Below are 21,708 nucleotides of genomic sequence, written 5' to 3'. Positions count from 1 at the left end.
GGCCGGGCCGCGCGGGTGCTGCGCGAGCGATCGAACATGTCAGTAACTCGTCAAGCCCTGGGGCTGTGGAGGGACGGACCAGGCGGACGAGCGCTCTGGAGGACGAGAGCCGTGGCGAACGCCGCGATCCCCTCACCCCGACCGGTGAAGCCGAGGCCGTCCGTCGTGGTCGCCGACACCGACACCGGAGCGCCGAGGATGCCGCCGAGCAACGCCTCCGCTTCCTGTCGGCGCGGTGCGAACTTCGGCCGGTTCCCGACCAGCTGCACGGACACGTTCCCGATCCGGAATCCAGCCTGTTCGACCAGCCGACGCGTCTCGGTCAGGAACACCGAACCGTGCGCTCCGACGAATCGGGGGTCGCTCGTCCCGAACACGCCGCCGATGTCGCCGAGTCCCGCGGCGGCGAGCAGCGCATCCGTGATCGCGTGGGCGACGGCGTCGCCGTCGCTGTGACCGGCGAGCCCCGCTTCTCCCGGCCAGTGCAGGCCGGCCAGCCAGAGGTCGGCCGCAGGGTCGAAGGCGTGGGTGTCCGTTCCGAAACCGATCCGCGGCGCGCCAGCAGCATGCCCGGCGGAGGGACCGGCCAGCAGCTCTTCGGCCCGCCGCAGGTCCCACGGCGTGGTGATCTTGAACGCGTGTGCGTCGCCCGCGATGACCGAGACAGCGCCTCCGGAGGCTGCGACCAGCCCGGCGTCGTCCGTCTCGTCCGACGAGGCCGCGGCGTACGCGGCCTCCAGGTCGGAACGTGGGAAGCCTTGCGGAGTCTGCACCGCGGAGAGCACGGACCGGTCGACGGTCTCGTGGATCTCGCCGTCGGCGCCGACCCTCTTGATGGTGTCGCTGACGGCAAGTCCGGGCACGACACCGTGGCCGCGCGCATCCACTTCGGCCACGACGACATCGAACAGTGCCGCCGGCGTGAGCGCGCGAGCGGCATCGTGCACGAGGACGACCTCCACGGAGGCGTCGAGTGCGGCGATTCCGGACGCGACGGACTGCTGCCGCGTCGATCCTCCGGCGACCACCGTGACGGGTGCACCGAACGCCCGGGATGCGAGTTCCCTCGCGTCCCCGACGAGTTCGGCGGGTGCCACGACGACGACCTGCGACTCTTCACTCATTCCCGCGACGGCATGAACCGACCGTTCGAGCAGGGTCGAGCCCCCGAGAGGCACGAATGCCTTCGGGAGCTCAGCACCCAGCCGCGATCCAGTGCCGGCGGCGACGATCACCACCGCGACACGGGGCGACACCTAGGAGGCCAGAACCTCGTCGAGCAGGCTCGATGCCTTCTCGTCGTCGGTCTTCTCGGCGAGAGCGAGCTCGGAGATCAGGATCTGACGAGCCTTCGCGAGCATGCGCTTCTCACCGGCGGACAGGCCGCGGTCCTGGTCGCGACGCCACAGGTCGCGGACGACCTCGGAGACCTTGATGACATCGCCGGAGGCGAGCTTCTCAAGGTTCGCCTTGTAGCGGCGGGACCAGTTGGTGGGCTCCTCGGTGAACGGAGCGCGCAGAACCTCGAAGACGCGGTCGAGACCCTCTTTGCCGATAACGTCCCTGACGCCGACGAGGTCGACGTTCTCAGCGGGCACCTCGATTGTGAGGTCGCCCTGGGTCACGTTGAGCTTGAGGTACAGCTTCTCTTCACCCTTGATGATTCTCTTCTTGACTTCGGTGATAGTCGCAGCACCGTGGTGGGGGTAAACGACGGTTTCGCCAACCTCGAAAAGCATAGATTGATGTCCCTTCAGCAACTAATAGGATACCACATGAGGCACATGCTAAGGTTCGCCTTCGCGCGCCTGAGCGCCCGTGCGCATGCGCTAAACTCGTACCGCATTCCGCTTTCTCACACGGCGCATTCGCAGGCCGAGCGGAACGATCTGGAGGGTCACTCAGTGAAAGCTCGTTTCGCAGCGTCCATCGCCCTTGCTCTGGCAGTCGCGTTCGGAACGGCGGGTTGCGGATTCCTCGCACCGCAGGCCACCACGAAGCACTACGACGCCAGCGACGGGGTGAGCGGCAACGTCGGCGAGATCGACGTGCGCAACGCCATCATCATCACCGACGCGAAAGACGGCACCGTGGGCAACCTGGTCGTCACCCTCGTCAACAACGACACCAAGAGCATCGACCTCTCCATCCAGGGCGGCGACCAGAGCGCGGCGACCGCGCACGTCACGGTCAAGCCCGGCCAGGTCAAGCAGCTCGGCAACGACCCGCAGTCTGCCTCCAGCAACAACATCTTCTTCGCCAACTTCAAGGCCAAGCCCGGCAGCCTCTACTCCGTCTACTTCCAGTACGGAGACGTGACCGGCCTCAACCTCAAGGTGCCCGTCCTCGACGGCGCTCTCCCCGAATACGCCGATCTGGTGCCGCCGACCATCCTCCCGGCCGCCAAGTAGCGTTCCCCGCTCAACACACAAACGACTCCGGACTCCTTCCCGTGGCGCGTCAGCGCAGCGGGAAGAAGTCCGGAGTCGTTGTGGTTTCTACGCGTTGAAGCGGTAGCCGAGCCCCCGCACGGTCACCAGCATCGCCGGCTCGGAGGGGCTCTCCTCGATCCGCGACCGGATGCGCTTGATGTGCACATCCAGCGTCTTGGTGTCGCCGAAGTAGTCACTCCCCCACACCCGGTCGATCAGCTGACCACGGGTCAGCACGCGTCCTGCGTTCCGCAGCAGCAGTTCCAGCAGCTCGAATTCCTTCAGCGGCATGGAAATCTCGGAGCCGTTGACCTGCACGGTGTGCCTGTCCACATCCATGCGCACCGATCCGGCTTCCAGGATCGCGTCGTCGATCGCCTCTTCGGCCTCCACCCGGCGCCGCAGTACCGCCCGGATGCGCGCGAGCAGTTCGCGCGACGAGTACGGCTTGGTCACGTAGTCGTCGGCGCCGAGCTCCAGCCCGACCACGATGTCGACCTCCGAATCCTTGGCCGTCAGCATGATGATGGGAACCGACGAGCGGGTGCGGATCTCCCTGCACACCTCGGTGCCCGGGATGCCGGGGAGCATCAGGTCGAGCAGGATCAGGTCGGCCCCGTCCTTGTCGAACTCGGCCAGCGCGGTGGGCCCGTCTTCGGCGACCGTCACCTCGTAGCCTTCGCGCTTGAGAAGGTAGGCGAGCGGCTCGCTCAGAGCGGCCTCATCCTCGACGAGCAGGATGGATGTCACGTTGGGTCTCCTATCGGGGGACGAACAGTGGATGCTTCCGGCAGCCGGATGGTGAACGTCGAGCCGCGGCCTGGCTGCGACCAGACGCGCACCTCTCCGCCGTGGTTCTGGACGGCGTGCTTCACGATCGCGAGCCCGAGTCCCGTGCCCCCGGTGTTGCGGGAGCGCGCCTGGTCGACGCGGAAGAAGCGCTCGAAGACGCGGTCGAGGTCGTCCTCCGGAATCCCCTCTCCCTGGTCGGTGACGGCGATCTCGACGACGCCGTCGATCACGCGCACGCCGACGCCGATGCGGGAGTCGTCCGGAGAGTACTGGATGGCGTTGGAGATCAGGTTGTGCACGGCGGTCACCAGCAGCGGTTCGTTGCCGATCACTTCGACGGATTTGTCACCGCGCACCGCGAGTTCGATGCCGCGGGTCTCCGCCGCGACCTTGTTCTGGTCGATCGCGGCGCTGACCACGGACCTCGCGCTGATGCGCTGCGCGTTGCCGATCGCATCCGTGGCCTGCAGCCTGCTCAGCTCGATGATGTCCTGCGTGATGCGAGCGAGGCGATGTGCCTCCTGGGTGAGCCGGTGCGCAAAACGGCGGACCTGGTCCGGATCGTCGGACGCGCCGTCAAGCGCCTCGGCCAGCAGACCGACCGCCCCGATCGGCGTCTTGAGCTCGTGACTGATGTTGGCGACGAAGTCGCGCCGCACGGTGTCCAGCCGGAACGACTCGGTGCGGTCCTCGGCGAGCAGCAGCACATACCGGCTGCCGAGCCGGGCGACGCGCACACTGAGGTTGATGTTCGCATCGCCGAACGGACCGCGAGCTAGCTCGCACTCCTCCGTCACCGGATCGCCCGTCCTGCGCACCCGGTCGACGAGCTCGACGAGGTGCGGATGCACGAGGGCGCCGTTCCAGACCAGCCCGATGGCGAGCGCGCCCGGCGACGCTTTGATCACGTTGTTCGACGGGTCGAGCACGACCCCGGCGGATTCGAGCGCATCCATCACCTGATCGACGCCGTCCGGCACCGTCGGGCTCACCACCTGCACGGCGTGATCGCCCCGTCTCGCGGCGATATGCAGGATCCACACGAATCCGGCGCCGACCACGAGGCCGAGTGCCAGAGACAGCAGCACCAACCAGGCGGAGTCCATGAGGCAAGCGTATGGGATACGTAAAGAGCCGAATGCACGCATCCCCCAGCGGCCGGGTGTTTTCGCGGGTACTTTAGACAGTGTTCAGGCGCACGGCACCAACCGTTAACCTGGCGAAGGGAACATGCTCACGGGGTCAGAAGACCCCGCATCCCGCGTGCGTGCGCACGCCAGGAAGGACCACACCCCATGCGTGAAGTATTCCAGCAGGAGCTGGCGGAAGTTCAGGACCGTCTCGTCGAGATCGCGGAACTCGTCGTCATCTCCATCCAGAATGCGACGCAGGCGTTCAACAACTCCGATGTCAGCCTCGCCGAAGAGGTCATCGCCAACGACAACAAGATCGACGAGCTCACCGTGCTCCTCGACGAGCTGTCCATCCAGATCCTCGCCCGCCAGCAGCCGGTCGCCCGCGACCTGCGCATCGTCGTCAGCGCGCTGCGCATCAGCGCCTCACTGGAACGTATGGGCGATATGGCGGAGCACATCGCACAGCTCGCCCGCTACCGCTTCCCGGACAAGGTCGTTCCGAAGAGCCTCCGTTCGACCTTCGCTGAGATGGGGCGCCTCGACGTGCTGATCGCGCAGAAGCTCGCCGAACTGCTCCGCACCCAGGACCTCGCGCTGGCCGACGAGATCCGCAACGAGGACGACCAGATCGACGAGCTGCACGTCAGCGTCTTCGACAAGGTCCTCGGCGAGACCTGGAAGGGTCAGGCCGTCGACACGGTCGATGCCACACTCGCCTCCCGCTACCACGAGCGCTTCGCCGACCACGCGGTCTCGATCGCCAAGAAGGTCCAGTACCTCGCCACCGGCGACTGGGCCCCCGAGCTCGCCTCCTAGCGCGCTCCCGCGACTTCCAAGCAATCGAGCCCAGGCTTTTCCCCTTAAGAGCGATTCTTAAGCGGAAGAAGCCTGGGCTCGAGTGTTGGGGTTGGTGAGGGGCGGGGCTACTTCTTGCCCTGGGCGGCGACCGCGGCGGCACCGGCGGCGGCGGCCTCCGGATCGAGGTAGGCGGCGGGAGCGATCGGGCGGAAGTCCTCGTCGAGCTGGTAGACGAGCGGGATGCCGGTCGGGATGTTCAGCTCGGCGATGTCGTCGTCCGAGATGCCGTCGAGGTGCTTGACCAGGGCGCGCAGCGAGTTGCCGTGCGCGGTCACCAGCACGGTCTTGCCCGCGGCGAGGTCTTTCGTGATGTCCGACTCCCAGTAGGGCAGCATCCGGTCGATGACGTCTTTGAGGCACTCGGTGCGGGGCAGGTCGTCGCCGAGACCTGCGTAGCGCGGGTCGTGCGCCTGCGACCACTCGCTGTCGTCGTCGAGGGGCGGCGGCGGGACGTCGAACGAACGGCGCCAGAGCTGGAACTGCTCAGGGCCGTACTTCTCCAGCGTCTCCGCCTTGTCGAGGCCCTGGAGCGCACCGTAGTGGCGCTCGTTGAGACGCCAGGAACGCTTGACGTCGATCCAGAGCCTGTCGGCCACCTCGAGGGCGAGGTTGGCGGTCTGGATCGCGCGGGTGAGCACGGAGGTGTACAGCACGTCGGGGTGCAGGCCGGATTCGGACAGCAGCTCGCCGGCACGCTTGGCTTCTGCGACGCCCTGCTCGCTGAGGCGGACGTCCACCCAGCCGGTGAACAGGTTCTTCTGGTTCCACTCGCTGTTGCCGTGGCGGAGGAGGATCAAAGTGTGAGGCGCGGACATGCCCTCTAATCTATCGCCTCAGGTTTGGCAGACTGGACGCATGGCATCCGGCGCGATCGGCACGGTCACCCGTGGCACGACCAACACGAACAGGCTGCGTCGCGTCGACCGCTGGATCGCGACGCTCCCTGTGCTGCGCCGCACGGCGGACCCCCTTGTGGTCGACCTGGGCTACGGCGCGAGTGGCGTGACGGCTCTCGAACTGCACCAGCGTCTGGCGAAGACGCGACCGGAGGTGGAGGTGCTCGGCCTCGAGATCGAGCCTGGCCGCGTCGCGACGGCACGCGAGCAGCTGGCCGCCGTTCGTGCGGGGACGACAGGCTTCGCCCAGGATGCGCGGATCGGGTTCGCGCTTGGCGGCTTCGAGGTTCCGGTGCCCGACGGACGCCTGGCCGCGGTGATCCGCGCCTCCAATGTGCTGCGGCAGTACGACGAGGCCGAGGTCGTGCCCGCGTGGCGCAGGCTGGTCTCGCGGCTGCAGCCTGCCGGTGTGCTGGTCGACGGCACCTGCGACGAGATCGGACGCATCTCCGCCTGGGTCGACGTCACGGCGGACGGCCCCCAGCATCTCAGCGTCTCGCTCCGGCTCGCCGAGCTGGAGGCGCCCTCGATCGTCGCCGAGCGGCTGCCGAAGATCCTCATCCACCGCAACGTGCCCGGCGAGCCGGTGCACCGGCTGATGCTCGACCTCGACCGGCTGTGGCGCATCCACTCGCCGTTGGCGGCGTACGGGCCGACCCAGCGCTGGATCGCCGTCGCCCAGGGTATCCGCGACGCCGGCTGGCCGGTGCGCGGCGGCCGCACCCGCTGGCGGCTCGGCGAACTCACCGTCGACTGGTCGGCCGTCGCCCCGCGCGACTTCGCCTGGTAACCACATCGAGTGGTCCCGAATTGCCGTGGGCGCACGGGTGCGCACGGCGATTCGGGACCACTCGATAATTCGGCGGCGCGCTACGGGCGCGGCTGGCGCGTGACGGCGCCGAGGCGCGGCAGGCGCGGAACGTTCGCCTCTGCCCCGGCCTCCGGTGGCACGATGGTCTCCTGCGCTGCGGAGACGGCGGTGCCCTCCGCGTCGACGACGAGGGTCGCCTCTGCGGGGGTGGAACGCTTCACCACGGCGAGTGCGATCGGCCCGAGCTCGTAGTGCAGGGCAGACGACGTCACGGTGCCCACCTCTTTGCCGTCGAACGACACCACGGCGCCACGCACCGGATGCACGCCCTCCGAACCGTCCAGGTGCAGCATCACCAGGCGCCGGGGCGGGTGGCCCAGGTTGTGCACCTTGGCGACCGTCTCCTGCCCGCGATAGCAGCCCTTGCTCAGATGGACGGCCGTGCGCAGCCAGTCCAGCTCGTGCGGAATGGTCTTCTCGTCGACCTCGGTCGCGAACCGCGGACGCCAGGCGGCGATACGCAGCGCGTCGACCGCGAGCGTCCCTGCGGCGGGGAACTCACCGGCGGTCACCCGCGTGGCGATGGACGCAAGCGCATCCCGGGGCACCAGTCGCTCGCTCCACGTCCACGACGCACCAGGATGCTCGCCCCGCGCGTACTGGTGGCCGCCGCGGGTCACCGCCCGCCACGGGTCGTGCCAGATCAGCGGAACCCCGTTCGGCGCCGCGATGGGCAGAGCCGGGTCGCCGAGGGTGCCGATGGTGGCGAGGTCGGCTGTGCGGTCGGCGAGCTCGACGCGCAACATGAAGCGCATCCTGTCGAGCCAGGCGAGGAGGCCTTCGGCCTCTGCCCGGTCGATGAGCATCCAGAGCGTCTCACCGTCGTCGACGAGGCGGACGGCGTGTTCGAGGCGGCCGGTCACATCGAGCAGCAGGGTCTCTGTCGACTCTCCCGGCGCGAGGCCTGTGAGGCTCTGACTGGTCAGCGAGTTGAGCCAGCTGAGCCGGTCGGGGCCGGTGATGGTGAGCACAGCGCGGTCGGAGAGGTCGACGATGGCCGTGCCGTCCACGAGGGCGCGCTGTTCAGTGAGCGGACTGCCGTAGTGCGCTGGCACCCCGGCGTCCGCGAGGTCGACGGCGCCGGGAAGCGACAGGAACGGGGAGTCGGTCATCACTCCGCCTTCGCGAGACGGGCGGAGGCGTGCGTGCGCAGTTCCTGGCCGAGCGCGGCGATGTCCCACGCCCAGAGCAGGTGGTTCTCGACCAGGCCGTAGAGGCGGGTGGCCGCCGTGTACTCCTTGGCGCCCTTGGTGCGGACCACCGCATCCGTCGCCAGGTCGATGCGGGGGCCGTTCACCTGGCCGAGGTAGAGCTCGCTCACGCCGTCCGGGTGGATGATCGACACGTCGATGTCGAAGCCGCCGTGGGAGTTGCGCAAGGTCTCGACCGACTGTGCCGTCGAGAACGGCTGGGCGCCCTGACCTGGCAGCATCGCCGGACCGGCGTCGCCCTCGATGAGCGTGCGGCTGAGCCGCCAGTATCCGGTCTCAGCAGCGAGCGGCGTGCTGGCTTCGTCGAGCACCCAGGTGGTGGACGAGTAGTTGAGGTATGGCTGGCCGTCGTGGCTGAAGCTGATGCGCTGGCCGAATTCGAGTTCGGTGTGGTCGTCTCCGGCCGCGTAGTCGAGCACACCTGTGCCCTCCCACACTCCGAGCAACCAGGAGAGCGGAACCAGTTCGGCGGGCAGATCGGTGGGGATCTCGATCATGGGAGTCGTGAAGCGCTTAGCGCTGGCCCCGGAAAAGGTTGTAGACGACGACCACGGAGACTCCGGCGATGGCGAGCGTCGCCAGACCGAGGAGTCCGACGAAGAAGAGTTCGAGGGCAACCAGCATAAGAGCAGTCTAACCAGTGCGCGGCCGGTCTGTGGCGACCTGCGCGGCTACTGCGACGCTGCGACGATCCCGAGGATCGCGCCGACGACGCCCAGGATCACGAACGACCCCGTCACCGTGGCGGCGAGCCTGTTCACGAACCCGTCTTTCTGCTGGGTCGCGAGCTGGGCGACGAGCCCGAGCAGGACGCACCCGGCGAGCGCGAGGGACAGCCACGACGCATACTTGTCCGCCGGCGAGATGACACCGATCAGCACGGCAAAGATCAGGGCGAGCGCCCAGACAGCCCCGACACTCCCGTATCTGGCGCCCTTGGAGAGACCGATCACGTCGTCGGCCGCTGCGGCTGGACCCATGCTGCTGTCGCTCACCCCACCATTCTGCACCGAACCGCAGGAAAAGGATTCACCAGCATTTCCGGTAGCATTACGGCACAGCACGTTCAGGAGGCTTGAGTGGCGCAGTTGTTGATACTCACCTCTGCGCCAGACGCGGAGGTCCTCCCCTCCCTCGCGCTCCTGAGCCATCGCACCAGACAGATCCCGGCCGAGCCCGCGTCGCTGGTCAACGCTCCGAGTTGCGACCTGATCTTCGTGGATGCGCGCCGCGACCTCGCGAGCGCCAAATCGCTGTGCAAGATCCTCACCACCACCGGCATCACCGTGCCGATGCTGCTGGTCCTCACCGAGGGCGGCCTCACCGCCGTCAGCGCCGACTGGGGCGTCAACGATGTCGTGCTCGAGTCCGCCGGGCCCGCCGAGGTGGATGCGCGCATCCGGCTGGCCATCGGGCGCCAGACGCAGGAACACGCGCAAACCAAGATCCAGGCGTCCGGTGTGACCATCGACGAGGCCAGCTACTCCGCCAAGGCGCATGGCCGCCAGCTCGACCTCACGTTCAAGGAGTTCGAGCTGCTGCGGTTCTTCGCGACGCACCCGTCGCGGGTGTTCACCCGCGAGCAGCTGCTGAGCGAGGTCTGGGGATACGACTACTTCGGGGGAACCAGGACGGTCGACGTGCACGTCAGGAGACTGCGCGCCAAGCTCGGCGACCTCGAATCGCTGATCGGGACCGTGCGCAACGTCGGATACCGGTTCAACGTGTACGAAGACGACAATGACCGACTCCCTTCGTCTGTCCGTTCCTGACCTCGGGGATCCTGCACAGCGCGACGCGTTCTACGGGGTGGCCGCCGCGGCCGTCGACGTCGACGGATTCGATCCCTTCGCCGAGCAGGCCAGGCTCGACCTGGAGTCGGGCAGGCGGTCGCCCGTCCTGGTGACGACCACCCGGCCAGTGGACGGCGAGCCGGTGTCGCGGGAAGTGGGCGCCGCCATCCTGGGACGCGGAGAGCTCGACTTCGTCATCGACCCGCTGTTCCGGGGGATGGGGTACGGCGGGGTCGCCCTGCGCGGGCTGCTGGCGACGGTGCGCGGCACCCTCACCGCGTGGTCGCGCGGCGACCATCCCGCCGCGCGACGGCTGGCCGAGCAGCACTGCTTCTTCGCGGAGCGCACGGTCCTGCACCTCGGCGCCGCCCTGGCGGATACGCCGTCGCCCGTCGAGCTGCCGCCCGGACTCCGCCTCACCCCGATGCTGGCCGGAGTCGACGACGAGGAGTGGGTGGAGCTGAACGCCCGGATCTTCGACACGCATCCCGAACAGGGGCGACTGACCGTCGGCGACCTGGCCGCACGGGTGGCCGAGCCGTGGTTCGACGCCGGCGACGCGCAACTGCTGCGGGATGCGTCCGGTCGCCTGGTCGGATACGTCTGGGTGCGCGTCGGAGCGGGAGACGGCGTCAGGGACGCCGGTGAACTGTACGTTCTCGGGGTCGATCCTGGGCTCGCCGGACGCGGGATCGGCCGCTCGCTACTGCACTCCGGGATGGCACGGCTGTCCGAGCGCGGCTGCACGGAGGCCATTGTGTCCGTCGAGGCGGACGACATCGCGGCAGTTCAGCTCTTCCGCTCCGCCGGCTTCGCCGAGCGCGCCGTCGACGTCCAGTACCGCCGATCGCTCTGACCGTCCACAGGGACCATTTATCCACAGTTAACCTGGCGCGGTGCCGCGGCCGGTCGCACGGTGCAATGATGTTGTGATGGACGGCGAGAACATCCTTCTGGACAACGGGCTGAGCGGAAGCTTCGGCAGCGACTTCGACGACGACTTCACGCCGTTCGTCTACGAACCTGACCCCGATCTGCCAGATAACAGATACCTCGACAGAGAACTCAGCTGGCTCGCGTTCAACCAGCGCGTCCTCGAACTCTCCGAAGACCCGACCCTTCCGGTGCTTGAGCGCGCGAACTTCCTCGCCATCTTCGCCACCAACCTCGACGAGTTCTTCATGGTGCGCGTCGCCGGTCTCAAGCGCCGCATCGCGACCGGCCTCGCCGTCCCGACCAACGTCGGGCGAGCGCCCGTCGACGTCCTCGCCGACATCTCCGAGAAGGCGCACGAACTACAGAGCAGGCACGCCGCCGTCTATCGCGACGAGGTGCTCCCGGCGCTCGAAGCTGCCGGGATCACGGTCGCCAAGTGGGGCGAGCTCGACGACGCGGACAAGGCGCAGATGCGGGAGATCTTCTCCCAGCAGATCTTCCCCGTCCTGATGCCCCTCGCGGTCGACCCCGCCCACCCGTTCCCTTACATCTCCGGGCTCTCGCTCAACCTGTCCATCCGGGTCCGCAACTCCCGCACGGGCAAGGAGCAGTTCGCGCGCCTCAAGGTGCCGCAGATGCTCCCGCGGTTCGTGCGCATCGATCAGCGCGAGACGGTCGACCAGATGCGCTTCATCGCCCTCGAAGACCTCATCGCCAACCACCTCGGCGACCTGTTCCCCGGCATGGAGATCCTCGACCACCACGTGTTCCGGGTCACGCGCAACGAAGACGTCGAGGTCGACGAGGACGAGACGGAGAACCTCATCCAGGCGCTCGAGCGCGAACTGCTGCGCCGCCGGTTCGGACCGCCGATCAGGCTCGAGGTGACCGAGGACATGGATCCGGTCACGCTCGGACTGCTGGTGCGCGAACTCGACGTCACGGAGCAGGAGGTCTACCGCCTCCCGTCGCCGCTCGACCTCGGCGGCCTGTTCGTGCTCGCGAAGATCGACCGTCCGGATCTGCACTACCCCAACCACGTCCCGACCACCGCCGCACAGCTCATGCCGAGCGAGCCGAATGCCAAGCCAGACATCTTCGCGGCCGTCGGCAGGCAGGACATCCTGCTGCACCACCCGTACGAATCGTTCGCGACGAGCGTCCAGGCGTTCCTCGAGCAGGCGGCGGCGGACCCGCATGTGCTCGCGATCAAGCAGACCCTCTACCGCACGTCGGGCGACAGCCCCATCGTCGAGGCGCTGATCGACGCCGCCGAGTCCGGCAAGCAGGTGCTCGCCCTGGTCGAGATCAAGGCGCGCTTCGACGAGCAGAACAACATCTCCTGGGCGCGCAAGCTCGAGAAGGCCGGCGTGCACGTCGTCTACGGCCTGGTCGGGTTGAAGACCCACTGCAAGCTCGCCCTGGTCATCCGCGAGGAGAAGGGTGTCCTCAAGCACTACAGCCACATCGGCACGGGCAACTACAACCCCAAGACGTCCCGCATCTACGAAGACCTCGGGCTGCTGACCGCCGACGACCAGGTGGGCAAAGACCTCACCCGGCTTTTCAACGAGCTGTCCGGCTACGCCATCGAAAAGAAGTTCAAGCGGCTGCTCGTCGCACCGCTGCACCTGCGCAAGGGACTGCTGAAGCGCATCCAGATCGAGACGGCGAACGCCGCGGCCGGCAAGCCGTCCGGCATCAGGATCAAGCTGAACTCCATCGTCGACGAGGCGATCATCGACGCGCTCTACCGAGCGAGCGAGGCCGGCGTGCCTGTCGACCTCTGGGTGCGCGGCATCTGCGGACTACGGCCGGGGCAGAGCGGGCTGTCCTCCAATATCCGTGTGCGGTCCATCCTCGGCCGCTACCTGGAGCACTCGCGCGTCTTCTCCTTCGTCAATGACGGCGACCCCCAGGTCTACATCGGCAGCGCCGACATGATGCACCGCAACCTCGACCGCCGCGTCGAAGCGCTGGTGCGTCTCACCGATCCCGCCCATCTCGCCGAACTGGATGCACTCTTCGACCGCGCGTTCGACGAGCGCACCTCCGCGTGGGCGCTGGACGAGAACGGCACCTGGACCCGTCACCACCTCGACGACGACGGCCAGCCCCTCGACGACCTTCAGAATAGGCTCATGCAGCAGATCAGCCACCGTCCGCGCTCCACCCGCACGGGATCGAGGCGGTGAACGGGGCGATCTACGCCGCGGGCGCCCTCTGCTGGCGCGTCGTGGACGAGAAGATCGTGGTGCTGGTCGTGCACCGCACCAAGTACGGCGACGTCACGATCCCCAAAGGCAAAGTCGACCCCGGCGAGACGCTTCCTCAGACCGCGGTGCGCGAGATCCACGAGGAGACCGGCCTGCAGGTCGCACTGGGTGTCCCGCTCGGCGTCTCCACATACCCCATCTCTAGCGGCCGGGAGAAGATCGTGCACTTCTGGGCAGCCGAGGTCGGCGACAAGGCCATCGCACAGTCCACGTTCGTCCCCAACACCGAGATCGCAGCCATCGAGTGGGTCACGCTCAAGAAGGCGCGTGGATACCTCACCTACGAGCGCGACGTCGAGATCCTCGACGCGTTCGAGAAGCTGGTGCGTCAAGGGGTGACGTCGACGTTCGCGCTCATCGCGCTCCGCCACGGAAAGGCCGCTGCGCGCGGCGACTGGGACGGCTCGGACGCGTCCCGTCCGCTGACCGACCGCGGAGTCAAGCAGGCCTGCTCCGACGTGGCGACGATCACGGCCTGGCGGCCCAAGCGCATCGTGACGAGCGACGCCGTGCGTTGCATCGCGACAGTCGCACCGCTGGCCGCCGCCACCGGGGTGAAACCGCGCCGCGAGCCCGGAATCAGCCAGGACGCCTACGAAGACGGCAGCAGCGAGGTACGAGGCATCATCGGCAAGCGGGTGCGGTCCAGGAAGACCTCCGTGCTGTGCAGCCACGGCCCGGTCCTCCCCGAGATCATGCGGGAGATCGCGCTCGCCACCGGCACGATGCCCGGCGCGTATCTCTCCGACGCCGCCGACCTCGACACCGGCGGCTTCTCGATCGTGCACCTCTCGGCCAGCAACCCCGCCTCCGGCATCATCTCGATCGAGACGTACGCGCCCGTCGCGTGACAGCCACGACGATCAGTGGCTGGCGACCCACGCGTGGAGCGTATCGGTGCGAAACGCGTCCCTGACCCCTGGTAAAGCGGCCTCATCGAGATAGACGACCGACTGATCGCCTTCCATGCCCGTGCCGACGGTCGGCAGCGTGAAGAAGTGGATATTCGAAGCCCGGACGTTGCGGAGGCTGACGCCGAGCTCGAACATCGCCTGCGGCGTAAAGGACTCGTCCACCGCGAGGTGCTTGGTGACCGCGGTCGTGAATGAGAAGATGCGCTCCGGGTTCGAGAGCGTGTTGCTGCTGATCGCCTGGGCAGAGAGCGCCCGCAGGAACTCTTGCTGGTTGCGCGCGCGCTGATAGTCCCCGTCTGTGAACGAATACCGTTCGCGGACGAACTCCAGTGCCTGCTTGCCGGTGAGACGGTTCTCGCCCGCGACGTAATCGAAGCCGTTTCTGGTGAACGGCACGGCGTTGTTCACGGTGATCCCGCCGAGGGCGTCCGTCATGTCGGCGAAGCCGTCGAAGCCGATCAATGCGACGTGGTCGATGCGGACGCCGAGCAGGTTCTCGACCGTCGCAACCGCGAGCGGCGCCCCACCCCAGGAGAACGCCGCGTTGGCCTTCGCCCGGCCGTGGCCAGGGATCTCGATCCAGCTGTCCCGGAGAATCGACATGACCTCGACGTTTTTGCGGTCCGCGTCGATGCGCACGACCATCATCACGTCGGAACGCTGATTGTCGACGTCCTCCGCGGCGACCTGACCAACCGCGCCTCGCGAGTCGGAACCGAGCAACAGGATGGTGCGGCTGCCGTCCTCCGACGCGGCCGGACGCGTGGATTCCTGCGGGAAGGACTCCTTCGCGGAGAGCGTGGTGATGTTCGAGCTGATGGCGCTGGACAGACTCATCACGAAGATGAGTACGGCGACGGCGAGCGCGCCAAGCAGTCCGGCGAAACCACCGCCGATCCAGAGCGCGATGCGGGCGCCGCGCGAGAGCCGGCGCCTCCGACGGGTGGCAGAGCGTCTGCCCATGAGGATTTTCCTTCCGAGAGTGGGGCCGCGACTCAGCCGCGGACCAGATCGTTGGCGAGATGGGCGCCGTAGCGGCCCAGCTCGAGCGTTTTGCGCAGACCGGTGGAGGTCGTCGCGAGGTAGGGGGCGATGGGGTCGGCAGCAAGGGGCCTGGCGGCCAGCGGCCCGCCGAGCGATGCGGACACCTGCCCACGGCTGGCGCGGGCGACGACGGCGCGGGCGACGATGGCGCGGCGATGACGTTCGTTGTCCCACCAGTACGTCCAGCGAGGGAAGCGGCTCCGGACGGCGCAGTCCAGGACGAACTCGGGGTGCGGCCGGAACGCACCGGTCGTCCATCCGCGGGCGAAGAGGTCGAAATCCTCCGCGATAGCGATCGTCTCGTCGTACCCGCCGACGCCCGCGAACCACTCGGCGCGGAAGGCGCTCGCTCCGTGGGCGACACCCATCCGGCCACGGCCGAACGCGTGGTCGACGTCGTTCGGCGTTGCCGGCATGACCGGCCAGTGCCGTGCGTCTCCGGAGGGCGCGACCGCCCAGATGTTCCCGAAGTGCGCCGCCGCATCCGGGTCGGCACGGATGGAGCCGGCGTGAGCGATCAGCCTGCCAGGCCGCGACCGGTCGTCAGCGTCGCACGGGACGAGGTACTCACCGCGCGCCAGCGCGATCGCCGCGTTGCGCGCGGCGGCTCGCCCCCGGTTGGCGTCGAGAGTCACGACCGTCAGCCGCGCATCCACGATTCCGGCCAGCAGCTCCGCCGTGCGGTCGGTCGAGCCGTCGTCGACGACGATCACCTCGAACCCGTCGTCGAACCGTTGACCGAGGTTCGAGGAGACGGAGGCCAGAATCGTCGCCTCCGCGTTGTATGCGGCGGTGATGATGGAGAATCGTGGCCGCGTCATGCCGTAACCGCAATCGGCGCACCGAGCTCTCCGTCGATCCAGGTCTGCAGTTCGGCGATGCCCTCCGTCAGCGAGTACGACGGTGACCATCCGATGGTGCGCCTGGTCTCGTCGACCCTGCATCCGGCGAAGCGCACGTCGCCGTCGCGGTACGCACCGCAGATGTGCGGGTCCGGTGCCCGGTGGTAGGCAGCGATCGCCGTGGCGAGCTGCAGGATGGTCGTGCAACGACCCGTGCCGATGTCGAGGGTGCGGACGCCGGGCTGACGCTCGGCCTGGACCGCGGCCTCGAACGCCGCCGCGACATCGTCGATGAAGACGAAGTCGCGCGTGATCAGGCCGTCCTCGTAAACGGGGATGCTCCGGCCGCCTCTCGCCAGCTGCGAGAACAGCGACACGATGCCGGTGTACGAGTTGATGAGCGACTGCCCTGGTCCGTAGACGTTCTGCAGCCGGAGCACGGTGAGTCTCGTGTCGCGCGACCCGCACCAGGCGGCGAGGACGTTCTCCTGCGCGAGCTTCGTCGCACCGTAGACGCTGGTGGGATGCGGGACGGTCGCCGCCGCCGAGGACGGGACAGCCCGCGCGCCGGCGAAGTCCCACTCCCCCGCCGCGAGCTGCGCGTGCGTGCGCTGGCCGGGATAGGTGTCGTCTCCGCCGTCGGTGCTGCGCCAGCTTCCCTCGCCGTAGACGGCCCTGCTGCTGCTCAACACGATGTGCGACGGGATGATCCCGTGGCGCGTGAACGCATCGAGCATCCTGGTTGTGCCGACCACGTTCGCCTCCGCGTGCCTGGTCGCCTCGTCGAGAGACTGTGCCGTGCCCGTCTCAGCAGCGAGGTGGATGACGACGTCCGGCGTGCCTCCGGCGAGAAGGTCGTCCCACACGCCCGCGTCGGTGACATCGCCGACGACGAGCTCTGCCTCGGCGACGAGCTCGGCCGGCCGCTCGCCACCGGCATGAACCTGCGGGTGGAGCGAGTCGAGCACCACCCAGCGATCGGCGGTGCTGGCGAAACGACGGGCGATGGCGATGCCGATGAAGCCGGCGCCGCCGGTGACGAGCACGGTACGAGGCGCGTTCATAGTGATTCCTTCGGGATGGGAGCAGGTTTCGATGGACGAAACGTCACATCTCAACACACACCATAAACGCCTTAGGTGTGAAATTCCTTACTCTTCATTGCGAATCGCTCATGCTCCGTTGCGGGGAGGCCGAGGGAGAGCCCGACCAGTGCCGCCAGTGGAACCATGACGAAGGGATAGAGGAAAACGTTGTCGGTCGATGCAGCGGCCAGGACGGCGATCACTCCGAAGAGTGCCGCCCAGTGGATCGGATGGTCCGTTCGGGCTGCGCGGACGGCGATCCGCACGATCAGTGCGATGCATCCCGCTGCGAACAGCGCGATACCGACGATCCCGAGATCGTGAAACAGCCGGAGGTACTCGTTGTGCGGCAGCAGGATCGGGAAGAACCGCGCCTGGACGAGGGCGGCGGCACTCCCGGGACCCTGGCCGAAGACCGGACTTGTCACGGCACTGTTGAACAGGGCGTCCCAGAGCGCCGACCTGCCGGAAGTGTTGATCGACAGGCCGCCGATCTCCGCCGCGTTGTCGCCGCCGAGGAAGCGATCGCGCAACGGGGCGTATGACGTGATCAGTGTCCAGACGCCGATGGTGGCGACCGCGATGGCGCCGAGCGCGAGAACGATCCTGCGCCCCCGCGGCCGTCGCACCACCAGCCCGGCGAGGAGGAGGACCGCGATGATCGACGCCGTGCGGGAGAGACTCGCCACGACGGCGACAACGATCACCAGCGGTGCGAAACGGGACACGAACCGCCCGGACGGCACGGCGATGGCGGCGGCGAGCGCGATGAGCGCCGCGAGTGCGAAGGAGCGCATGCCGAAGACGACGACCCCCGTCGTCGCCTGGAAGAGCGCGATCAGGCTGATCGCTATACCCGAGCTCGCGAGCACCTTCACCCCGATGCCCGCCCGCTCCACGGTCGCGTTCCGCGCGGCGAAGGCGACGCCGAGCCCGAACATGAGGAGGACGGCGAGGTTCTGAACGCCGTCGATCGACGGCGCCATCGCAACGCGGAGCACCGTGTACCCGAAGAAGACCGTCAGTCCCAGGGGGAGGCGCTGGGACGCGTCCGCGCGAAGCACGAGCGGCGACAGCGCGAGGAGAGACCCGGCCACGACGATCGTGACGACGGCGCCCAGGCTGAACGAACCGAAGCGGATCGTGCTCGCGGTGTCCATCAGGAGCAGGAAGCCGGCGGCGACGACGACGATCGCTGGGACGGACTCCCCCACGCGCCGTGGATCGCGCCGGAACTGTCGTCGCTCGGCGATCGCGGGAGACCAGGTGGCCCCGTGATCGTCCTTGTCATTCTCGCGAGTGCTCAGGGTGCCCCCTGAATGAGCAGAGCATCCCACGCCCCCGCGAACGCCCGAGCGGAGTACCGCTCACGGAACGACAGCCGTGCGGCCTCCGCCATCCGCCGCCTCACGACAGGATCCGAGCACAGCAGGCCCACCCGCTCGGCGAAACCGGCGATGTCCCCGGCGTCGACCAGGAAGCCGTTCACTCCGTCGACGATCAGGTCGGGTATCCCACCGGCGCGGAAAGCCACGACGGGGACGCCGCAAGCGAACGCCTCGATGATCGTCAACGGCTGCGCCTCCCACAACTGCGAGGTGAATGCGAGACAGGTCGCCGACCCGACCGCGTGCCACTTTCCCGCGCCGGAGACCGGACCGAGAAGGTCCACCACCGACTCCGCGTCCGCCGCCTCAAGCTCCGCCGACACGCGCGCTGCCATCGCGGGATCGCCGGGGTTCCCCGCCATGGCGAACGTCGCCGATGGATGCACGCGGCGCAGCAGCCCCACGACGCGCGCGAAGACGTCGGCGCCTTTCCCCTCGATGAAGTTGGACAGGTAGAGCACGCGGGGATCCACGGGCGACGACGAAACGGCAACGGGGTCGGCAGCGAGGTCGGCGGGAAGATCGGCGGGGGTGTTCGGAATGATGACGATTCGGTCGCGAGGAATGCGCGCAGGGATGTCCTCCGTGAGGGAGGCTCCGAGACAGACCACCTCCACCCGCCGCGACGAGAACACGCGCTTCACCATCCAGCGCCACACTCCGCCGCGCGCTTCGAAACCCGAGAATCCGACCGAGTGCAGGTAGAGGATCACTCGACCGCGCGAGAGACGGAGCACTTCGGAGAGCGCCCAGTCCACGACGAACGATCCCGGCCTGGTCGTCGCGAAGAAGATCGTTGCGCTGGGCCGCCAGCCCAGCGCGGTGCGGAGGGTGCGGGCGATGAGCCCGAGAACGGCGAAGAACTTTCGGGCAGACGGCGCCCCGATCTCGTCGACGGAACGGCTGAACCGCCTGTCGATGAGCCGAACCGGGTATCCCGCGTCGGCGAGCGAGATCAGCAGTCGCTCGGTCATCAAGGTGGCGCCGTGCACGGGAGGCGACTTCTGACTGATGACGGCGATCCGCAGGCCGCCGCGTCGTGCGTCGTCCCCGGACGGGTCACGCACTCGTCTGGGTTCCGCGGTAGCGACGCGACCCGAGCGCTGCCCAGCAGAACACGGCGTTGCCGATCAGGTACCGCTTCCACAGCCTGCGCGGCTCGGAGGCGAGCCGGAATAGCCATTCGAGGCCCAGCACGCTCATGATGTGCGGCGCGACGGGCTTCGTGCCAGCGATGAAGTCGAAGGCGATGCCGACGCCGATCGTCATTTTGCCGAGATCCCGCGTGATCCTGCGCATCTCGGCGTTCTGCAGGGGCGTGCCGAGACCGATCCAGACGATGTCCGGTGCCGTGGCGACGATGTCGGCGTCCTGGGCCGCCAACTCGTCGGGGGTGAGCGGGCGGAAGTACGACTTGTGGCTGCCCACGATCTGCACACCGGGGTAGCGGCGTTCGAGTTCCGCGGTGAGCGTGGCCAGCACCTCTTCGGTGTTGCCGAGCAGATAGTGGCGAACGCCGGTCGCACGCCCAGTGTCCATCATCTCGGGGAACAGGGACGGCCCGCGCACCTGCGACAGGTTCTTGCCCGGCAGGATCTTCGACAGCCAGGTCAGCGGCTTGCCGTCGGGGAAGATCGCGGCACCCGACGACAGCAACCGGTGGTACTCCGGATCCTGATGGGCGAGAGCCACCACGTACGAGTTGACGAGGTGGACGTCACCCGCGTCCCCGGCCTGAGCGGCGCGCGCGATGAAATCACCCGCCTGTCGCCTGGTCGCGACGCAGATGGGCAGGCCGGCGATCGTCGTGCGCGGCAGTGTTTCAAAGGGCATCGGAGTTCCTCGGGTTCAAAGTCTCAAGACAAGCTGCCATAATATGCGCATAAATATAATTACTCAACCACAAAGCATCGATACGCTAAGATCTGCCTCGTGATCCGATTGCGCGCGGCCGCCCTTCCCCTGGTGGCTCAGATCCTGTTCACGCTCGCGCAGGTGAGCGTGACGATCGCGGGCAGCGCCACCCTGAGCCCGGATGACTGGGGGAGGTTCGCGCAGCTGCTCTCGGTGTTCTTCATTGCGATGGCGTTCGTGCGCGGTTTCAGCTCGCTGCCGATCCTCGTGTTTCTCTCCGGAGACGAATCGCAGGCGAGAAGTGCCAAGCGCGCTGGATCCATCCTCGGATCGCTCGCCGCAGTCCCGGCGTTCGGCGGCCTCGTCATCGCGGGGATACTCGTGGGCGCCCCGGAGGCCGGGGCCCTTCTCGGCGCATCGATCGTGTCGTACTCCCTCTACGACACGGCCCGGTCCGTCGAGCTGGCCTCTGGTGCATTCCCCCGGATCGTGACGGCCGACGCGACCCTGATGCTGCTGCTCACCCTCGGATCGGCCGCGAGCTTCCTCCCGGGCGCGGACCCTGGCGTGGTACTCCCCGTCGCAATGATCGGAGCGTACGCCGGTGGAGCCGCGATCCTGTCGATCGGCCGTCGCCCCTCCGACAGCTGGACGGTTCGCACCTTCACGTCCGAGTACAGGAAGGACATGCCGTTTCTCGCGCTGGACGGCGCCCTCCTGGCTTCCATCCTCGGAGCGTTCGTGATCACCACAGGGGCCACATCCTCTCTTTCAGAGGCCGGGGCGTTCCGCACCTGCCTCACGCTCCTCGTCGGCCCATTGCAAGCCATCCAGAACAGCATTTCCCCCCTGGCGATCCGCCAGCTCCGCCAGTCGGCGAAATCGAGCAGGGCACCGGACGGGGTCGACACCAGGCGGGCAACACTCAGGCAACCCCTCACGTTCGTCGCAGCAGGGCTGACCTCAGGCGCGCTCTATGGACTCCTGGTGTCCGTCACGGCGCTCGCGCTGCTTCTCGCGATCGACCTGCCGATCATCGAGGCAGCCGCCCCGTACGCGTTCGGCGGCAGCGTCCTCGTGTCGTCTCTGTGGGCGTCGTCGATCTTCTCCTCGTTCATGCGCTATCGACGCCCGAACTCAGAACTCACCGCGATCCGGTTCGCAACGCTCGCGGCCTCGCTCTCGCTCTTATGCGTGTGGACGATTGCGCTCGGCGCAGAGCTGTCCACGGCTCTCCTGGTCAGCTCCATACCGCTGCTGGCAATCCCCGCCACACACACCCTGCTTCGCTGGGCTCCCGTCGCCCGGACTTTCGCTGCTCCCGTAATATGAATATCAATGTGATATGGTCAATTTTCTTTTGATCTCTCTACCCGAAAT

Annotated in this window: 22 protein-coding genes; 8 read left to right on the top strand and 14 right to left on the bottom strand. The window is 67.7% G+C overall.

All coding sequences use genetic code 11. The features are described from left to right. Positions 1-50: 50 nt before the first annotated feature. Entirely contained in the window at positions 51-1,256 is a 1,206-nt protein-coding gene (ispD, locus tag AC37TH_RS09600; RefSeq protein ID WP_490764131.1) for a 2-C-methyl-D-erythritol 4-phosphate cytidylyltransferase, read from the bottom strand. After that, positions 1,257-1,739: a CarD family transcriptional regulator gene (locus AC37TH_RS09595; protein WP_021763858.1), complete on the bottom strand. Its 483-nt coding sequence runs from the start codon at positions 1,737-1,739 to the stop codon at positions 1,257-1,259. 165 nt (positions 1,740-1,904) lie between these two features. Here AC37TH_RS09595 and AC37TH_RS09590 point away from each other — a divergent pair, with 165 nt between their 5' ends. Further along, entirely contained in the window at positions 1,905-2,411 is a 507-nt protein-coding gene (locus tag AC37TH_RS09590; RefSeq protein ID WP_490764130.1) for a hypothetical protein, read from the top strand. An 87-nt stretch (positions 2,412-2,498) separates the two neighbouring features. Here AC37TH_RS09590 and AC37TH_RS09585 read toward each other — a convergent pair whose 3' ends face one another. Both AC37TH_RS09585 and AC37TH_RS09580 read right to left on the bottom strand, forming a co-directional pair. Continuing rightward, on the bottom strand, positions 2,499-3,182 hold the full coding sequence (locus AC37TH_RS09585) for a response regulator (protein WP_490764129.1): 684 nt from the start codon (positions 3,180-3,182) through the stop codon (positions 2,499-2,501). Next, on the bottom strand, positions 3,179-4,330 hold the full coding sequence (locus AC37TH_RS09580) for a sensor histidine kinase (RefSeq protein ID WP_490764128.1): 1,152 nt from the start codon (positions 4,328-4,330) through the stop codon (positions 3,179-3,181). The genes AC37TH_RS09585 and AC37TH_RS09580 overlap by 4 nt, the downstream gene beginning before the upstream one ends. A gap of 189 nt (positions 4,331-4,519) precedes the next feature. Here AC37TH_RS09580 and phoU point away from each other — a divergent pair, with 189 nt between their 5' ends. Continuing rightward, positions 4,520-5,176, top strand: a complete 657-nt coding sequence (phoU, locus tag AC37TH_RS09575; RefSeq protein WP_490764127.1) for a phosphate signaling complex protein PhoU — start codon at positions 4,520-4,522, stop codon at positions 5,174-5,176. Between the two features lie 107 nt (positions 5,177-5,283). Here phoU and AC37TH_RS09570 read toward each other — a convergent pair whose 3' ends face one another. After that, on the bottom strand, positions 5,284-6,033 hold the full coding sequence (locus AC37TH_RS09570) for a phosphoglyceromutase (RefSeq protein WP_490764126.1): 750 nt from the start codon (positions 6,031-6,033) through the stop codon (positions 5,284-5,286). A gap of 40 nt (positions 6,034-6,073) precedes the next feature. Here AC37TH_RS09570 and AC37TH_RS09565 point away from each other — a divergent pair, with 40 nt between their 5' ends. Next, entirely contained in the window at positions 6,074-6,904 is an 831-nt protein-coding gene (locus AC37TH_RS09565) for a class I SAM-dependent methyltransferase (protein WP_490764125.1), read from the top strand. Between the two features lie 80 nt (positions 6,905-6,984). On the opposite strand, the gene ygfZ is transcribed toward AC37TH_RS09565, so the two are convergent. The 3 genes from ygfZ to AC37TH_RS09550 form a co-directional block, all read right to left on the bottom strand. Continuing rightward, positions 6,985-8,097 carry a CAF17-like 4Fe-4S cluster assembly/insertion protein YgfZ gene (ygfZ, locus tag AC37TH_RS09560; RefSeq protein ID WP_490764124.1) on the bottom strand — a complete coding sequence of 371 codons (1,113 nt, stop codon included), beginning with the start codon at positions 8,095-8,097 and terminating at the stop codon, positions 6,985-6,987. Continuing rightward, entirely contained in the window at positions 8,097-8,693 is a 597-nt protein-coding gene (locus tag AC37TH_RS09555) for a nitrobindin family protein (protein WP_490764123.1), read from the bottom strand. The genes ygfZ and AC37TH_RS09555 overlap by 1 nt, the downstream gene beginning before the upstream one ends. Before the next feature lie 174 nt (positions 8,694-8,867). Beyond that, complete coding sequence (locus AC37TH_RS09550; RefSeq protein WP_490764122.1) at positions 8,868-9,191, bottom strand: hypothetical protein; 324 nt, start codon at positions 9,189-9,191, stop codon at positions 8,868-8,870. An 84-nt stretch (positions 9,192-9,275) separates the two neighbouring features. Here AC37TH_RS09550 and AC37TH_RS09545 point away from each other — a divergent pair, with 84 nt between their 5' ends. The 4 genes from AC37TH_RS09545 to AC37TH_RS09530 all read left to right on the top strand — a co-directional run bounded on the left by AC37TH_RS09545 (position 9,276) and on the right by AC37TH_RS09530 (position 14,052). Then, positions 9,276-9,968: a response regulator transcription factor gene (locus tag AC37TH_RS09545; RefSeq protein WP_490764121.1), complete on the top strand. Its 693-nt coding sequence runs from the start codon at positions 9,276-9,278 to the stop codon at positions 9,966-9,968. Continuing rightward, positions 9,937-10,845, top strand: coding sequence for a mycothiol synthase (gene mshD / locus AC37TH_RS09540; protein ID WP_490764120.1), 909 nt, complete (start codon positions 9,937-9,939; stop codon positions 10,843-10,845). The genes AC37TH_RS09545 and mshD overlap by 32 nt, the downstream gene beginning before the upstream one ends. 76 nt (positions 10,846-10,921) lie before the next feature. Continuing rightward, positions 10,922-13,120 carry an RNA degradosome polyphosphate kinase gene (locus AC37TH_RS09535; RefSeq protein WP_490764119.1) on the top strand — a complete coding sequence of 733 codons (2,199 nt, stop codon included), beginning with the start codon at positions 10,922-10,924 and terminating at the stop codon, positions 13,118-13,120. Continuing rightward, positions 13,117-14,052, top strand: a complete 936-nt coding sequence (locus AC37TH_RS09530) for an NUDIX hydrolase (RefSeq protein ID WP_490764118.1) — start codon at positions 13,117-13,119, stop codon at positions 14,050-14,052. Before AC37TH_RS09535 ends, AC37TH_RS09530 begins: the two co-directional genes overlap by 4 nt. Positions 14,053-14,064: 12 nt before the next feature. Here AC37TH_RS09530 and AC37TH_RS09525 read toward each other — a convergent pair whose 3' ends face one another. The 6 genes from AC37TH_RS09525 to AC37TH_RS09500 all read right to left on the bottom strand — a co-directional run bounded on the left by AC37TH_RS09525 (position 14,065) and on the right by AC37TH_RS09500 (position 20,307). After that, positions 14,065-15,078, bottom strand: coding sequence for an LCP family protein (locus AC37TH_RS09525; protein ID WP_490764117.1), 1,014 nt, complete (start codon positions 15,076-15,078; stop codon positions 14,065-14,067). Positions 15,079-15,110: 32 nt separating this feature from the next. Then, entirely contained in the window at positions 15,111-15,980 is an 870-nt protein-coding gene (locus AC37TH_RS09520; RefSeq protein ID WP_490764116.1) for a glycosyltransferase, read from the bottom strand. Next, complete coding sequence (locus AC37TH_RS09515) at positions 15,977-17,065, bottom strand: NAD-dependent epimerase/dehydratase family protein (protein ID WP_490764115.1); 1,089 nt, start codon at positions 17,063-17,065, stop codon at positions 15,977-15,979. Before AC37TH_RS09515 ends, AC37TH_RS09520 begins: the two co-directional genes overlap by 4 nt. Before the next feature lie 71 nt (positions 17,066-17,136). Beyond that, entirely contained in the window at positions 17,137-18,300 is a 1,164-nt protein-coding gene (locus tag AC37TH_RS09510) for an O-antigen ligase family protein (RefSeq protein WP_490764114.1), read from the bottom strand. An 89-nt stretch (positions 18,301-18,389) separates the two neighbouring features. Beyond that, positions 18,390-19,541 (bottom strand): glycosyltransferase family 4 protein, encoded by a 1,152-nt coding sequence (locus AC37TH_RS09505; protein WP_490764113.1) that lies wholly within the window; start codon positions 19,539-19,541, stop codon positions 18,390-18,392. Continuing rightward, the gene (locus AC37TH_RS09500) at positions 19,534-20,307 is read right to left on the bottom strand and encodes a WecB/TagA/CpsF family glycosyltransferase (protein ID WP_490764112.1); all 774 of its coding nucleotides are present in this window, start codon (positions 20,305-20,307) and stop codon (positions 19,534-19,536) included. Before AC37TH_RS09500 ends, AC37TH_RS09505 begins: the two co-directional genes overlap by 8 nt. Before the next feature lie 99 nt (positions 20,308-20,406). Between AC37TH_RS09500 and AC37TH_RS09495 the strand changes: the two genes are divergently transcribed. Next, positions 20,407-21,660 (top strand): MATE family efflux transporter, encoded by a 1,254-nt coding sequence (locus AC37TH_RS09495; protein ID WP_490764111.1) that lies wholly within the window; start codon positions 20,407-20,409, stop codon positions 21,658-21,660. Positions 21,661-21,708 lie beyond the last annotated feature (48 nt).

The sequence above is a fragment of the Leifsonia sp. McL0627 genome (assembly GCF_058244615.1).
The sequence above is the reverse complement of the archived record's forward strand: the minus strand, read 5'-3'. Positions and strand labels throughout refer to the sequence as shown.

What these genes read in the sequence shown, in the direction of transcription:
- AC37TH_RS09500 (WP_490764112.1), bottom strand. Translation starts at nt 20,307, where the DNA reads ATGCCCTTTGAAACACTGCCGCGCACGACGATCGCCGGCCTGCCCATC.
- AC37TH_RS09525 (WP_490764117.1), bottom strand. Translation starts at nt 15,078, where the DNA reads ATGGGCAGACGCTCTGCCACCCGTCGGAGGCGCCGGCTCTCGCGCGGC.
- AC37TH_RS09570 (WP_490764126.1), bottom strand. Translation starts at nt 6,033, where the DNA reads ATGTCCGCGCCTCACACTTTGATCCTCCTCCGCCACGGCAACAGCGAG.
- AC37TH_RS09565 (WP_490764125.1), top strand. Translation starts at nt 6,074, where the DNA reads ATGGCATCCGGCGCGATCGGCACGGTCACCCGTGGCACGACCAACACG.
- AC37TH_RS09555 (WP_490764123.1), bottom strand. Translation starts at nt 8,693, where the DNA reads ATGATCGAGATCCCCACCGATCTGCCCGCCGAACTGGTTCCGCTCTCC.
- AC37TH_RS09595 (WP_021763858.1), bottom strand. Translation starts at nt 1,739, where the DNA reads ATGCTTTTCGAGGTTGGCGAAACCGTCGTTTACCCCCACCACGGTGCT.
- AC37TH_RS09535 (WP_490764119.1), top strand. Translation starts at nt 10,922, where the DNA reads ATGGACGGCGAGAACATCCTTCTGGACAACGGGCTGAGCGGAAGCTTC.
- AC37TH_RS09580 (WP_490764128.1), bottom strand. Translation starts at nt 4,330, where the DNA reads ATGGACTCCGCCTGGTTGGTGCTGCTGTCTCTGGCACTCGGCCTCGTG.
- AC37TH_RS09520 (WP_490764116.1), bottom strand. Translation starts at nt 15,980, where the DNA reads ATGACGCGGCCACGATTCTCCATCATCACCGCCGCATACAACGCGGAG.
- ygfZ (WP_490764124.1), bottom strand. Translation starts at nt 8,097, where the DNA reads ATGACCGACTCCCCGTTCCTGTCGCTTCCCGGCGCCGTCGACCTCGCG.
- mshD (WP_490764120.1), top strand. Translation starts at nt 9,937, where the DNA reads ATGACCGACTCCCTTCGTCTGTCCGTTCCTGACCTCGGGGATCCTGCA.
- AC37TH_RS09515 (WP_490764115.1), bottom strand. Translation starts at nt 17,065, where the DNA reads ATGAACGCGCCTCGTACCGTGCTCGTCACCGGCGGCGCCGGCTTCATC.
- phoU (WP_490764127.1), top strand. Translation starts at nt 4,520, where the DNA reads ATGCGTGAAGTATTCCAGCAGGAGCTGGCGGAAGTTCAGGACCGTCTC.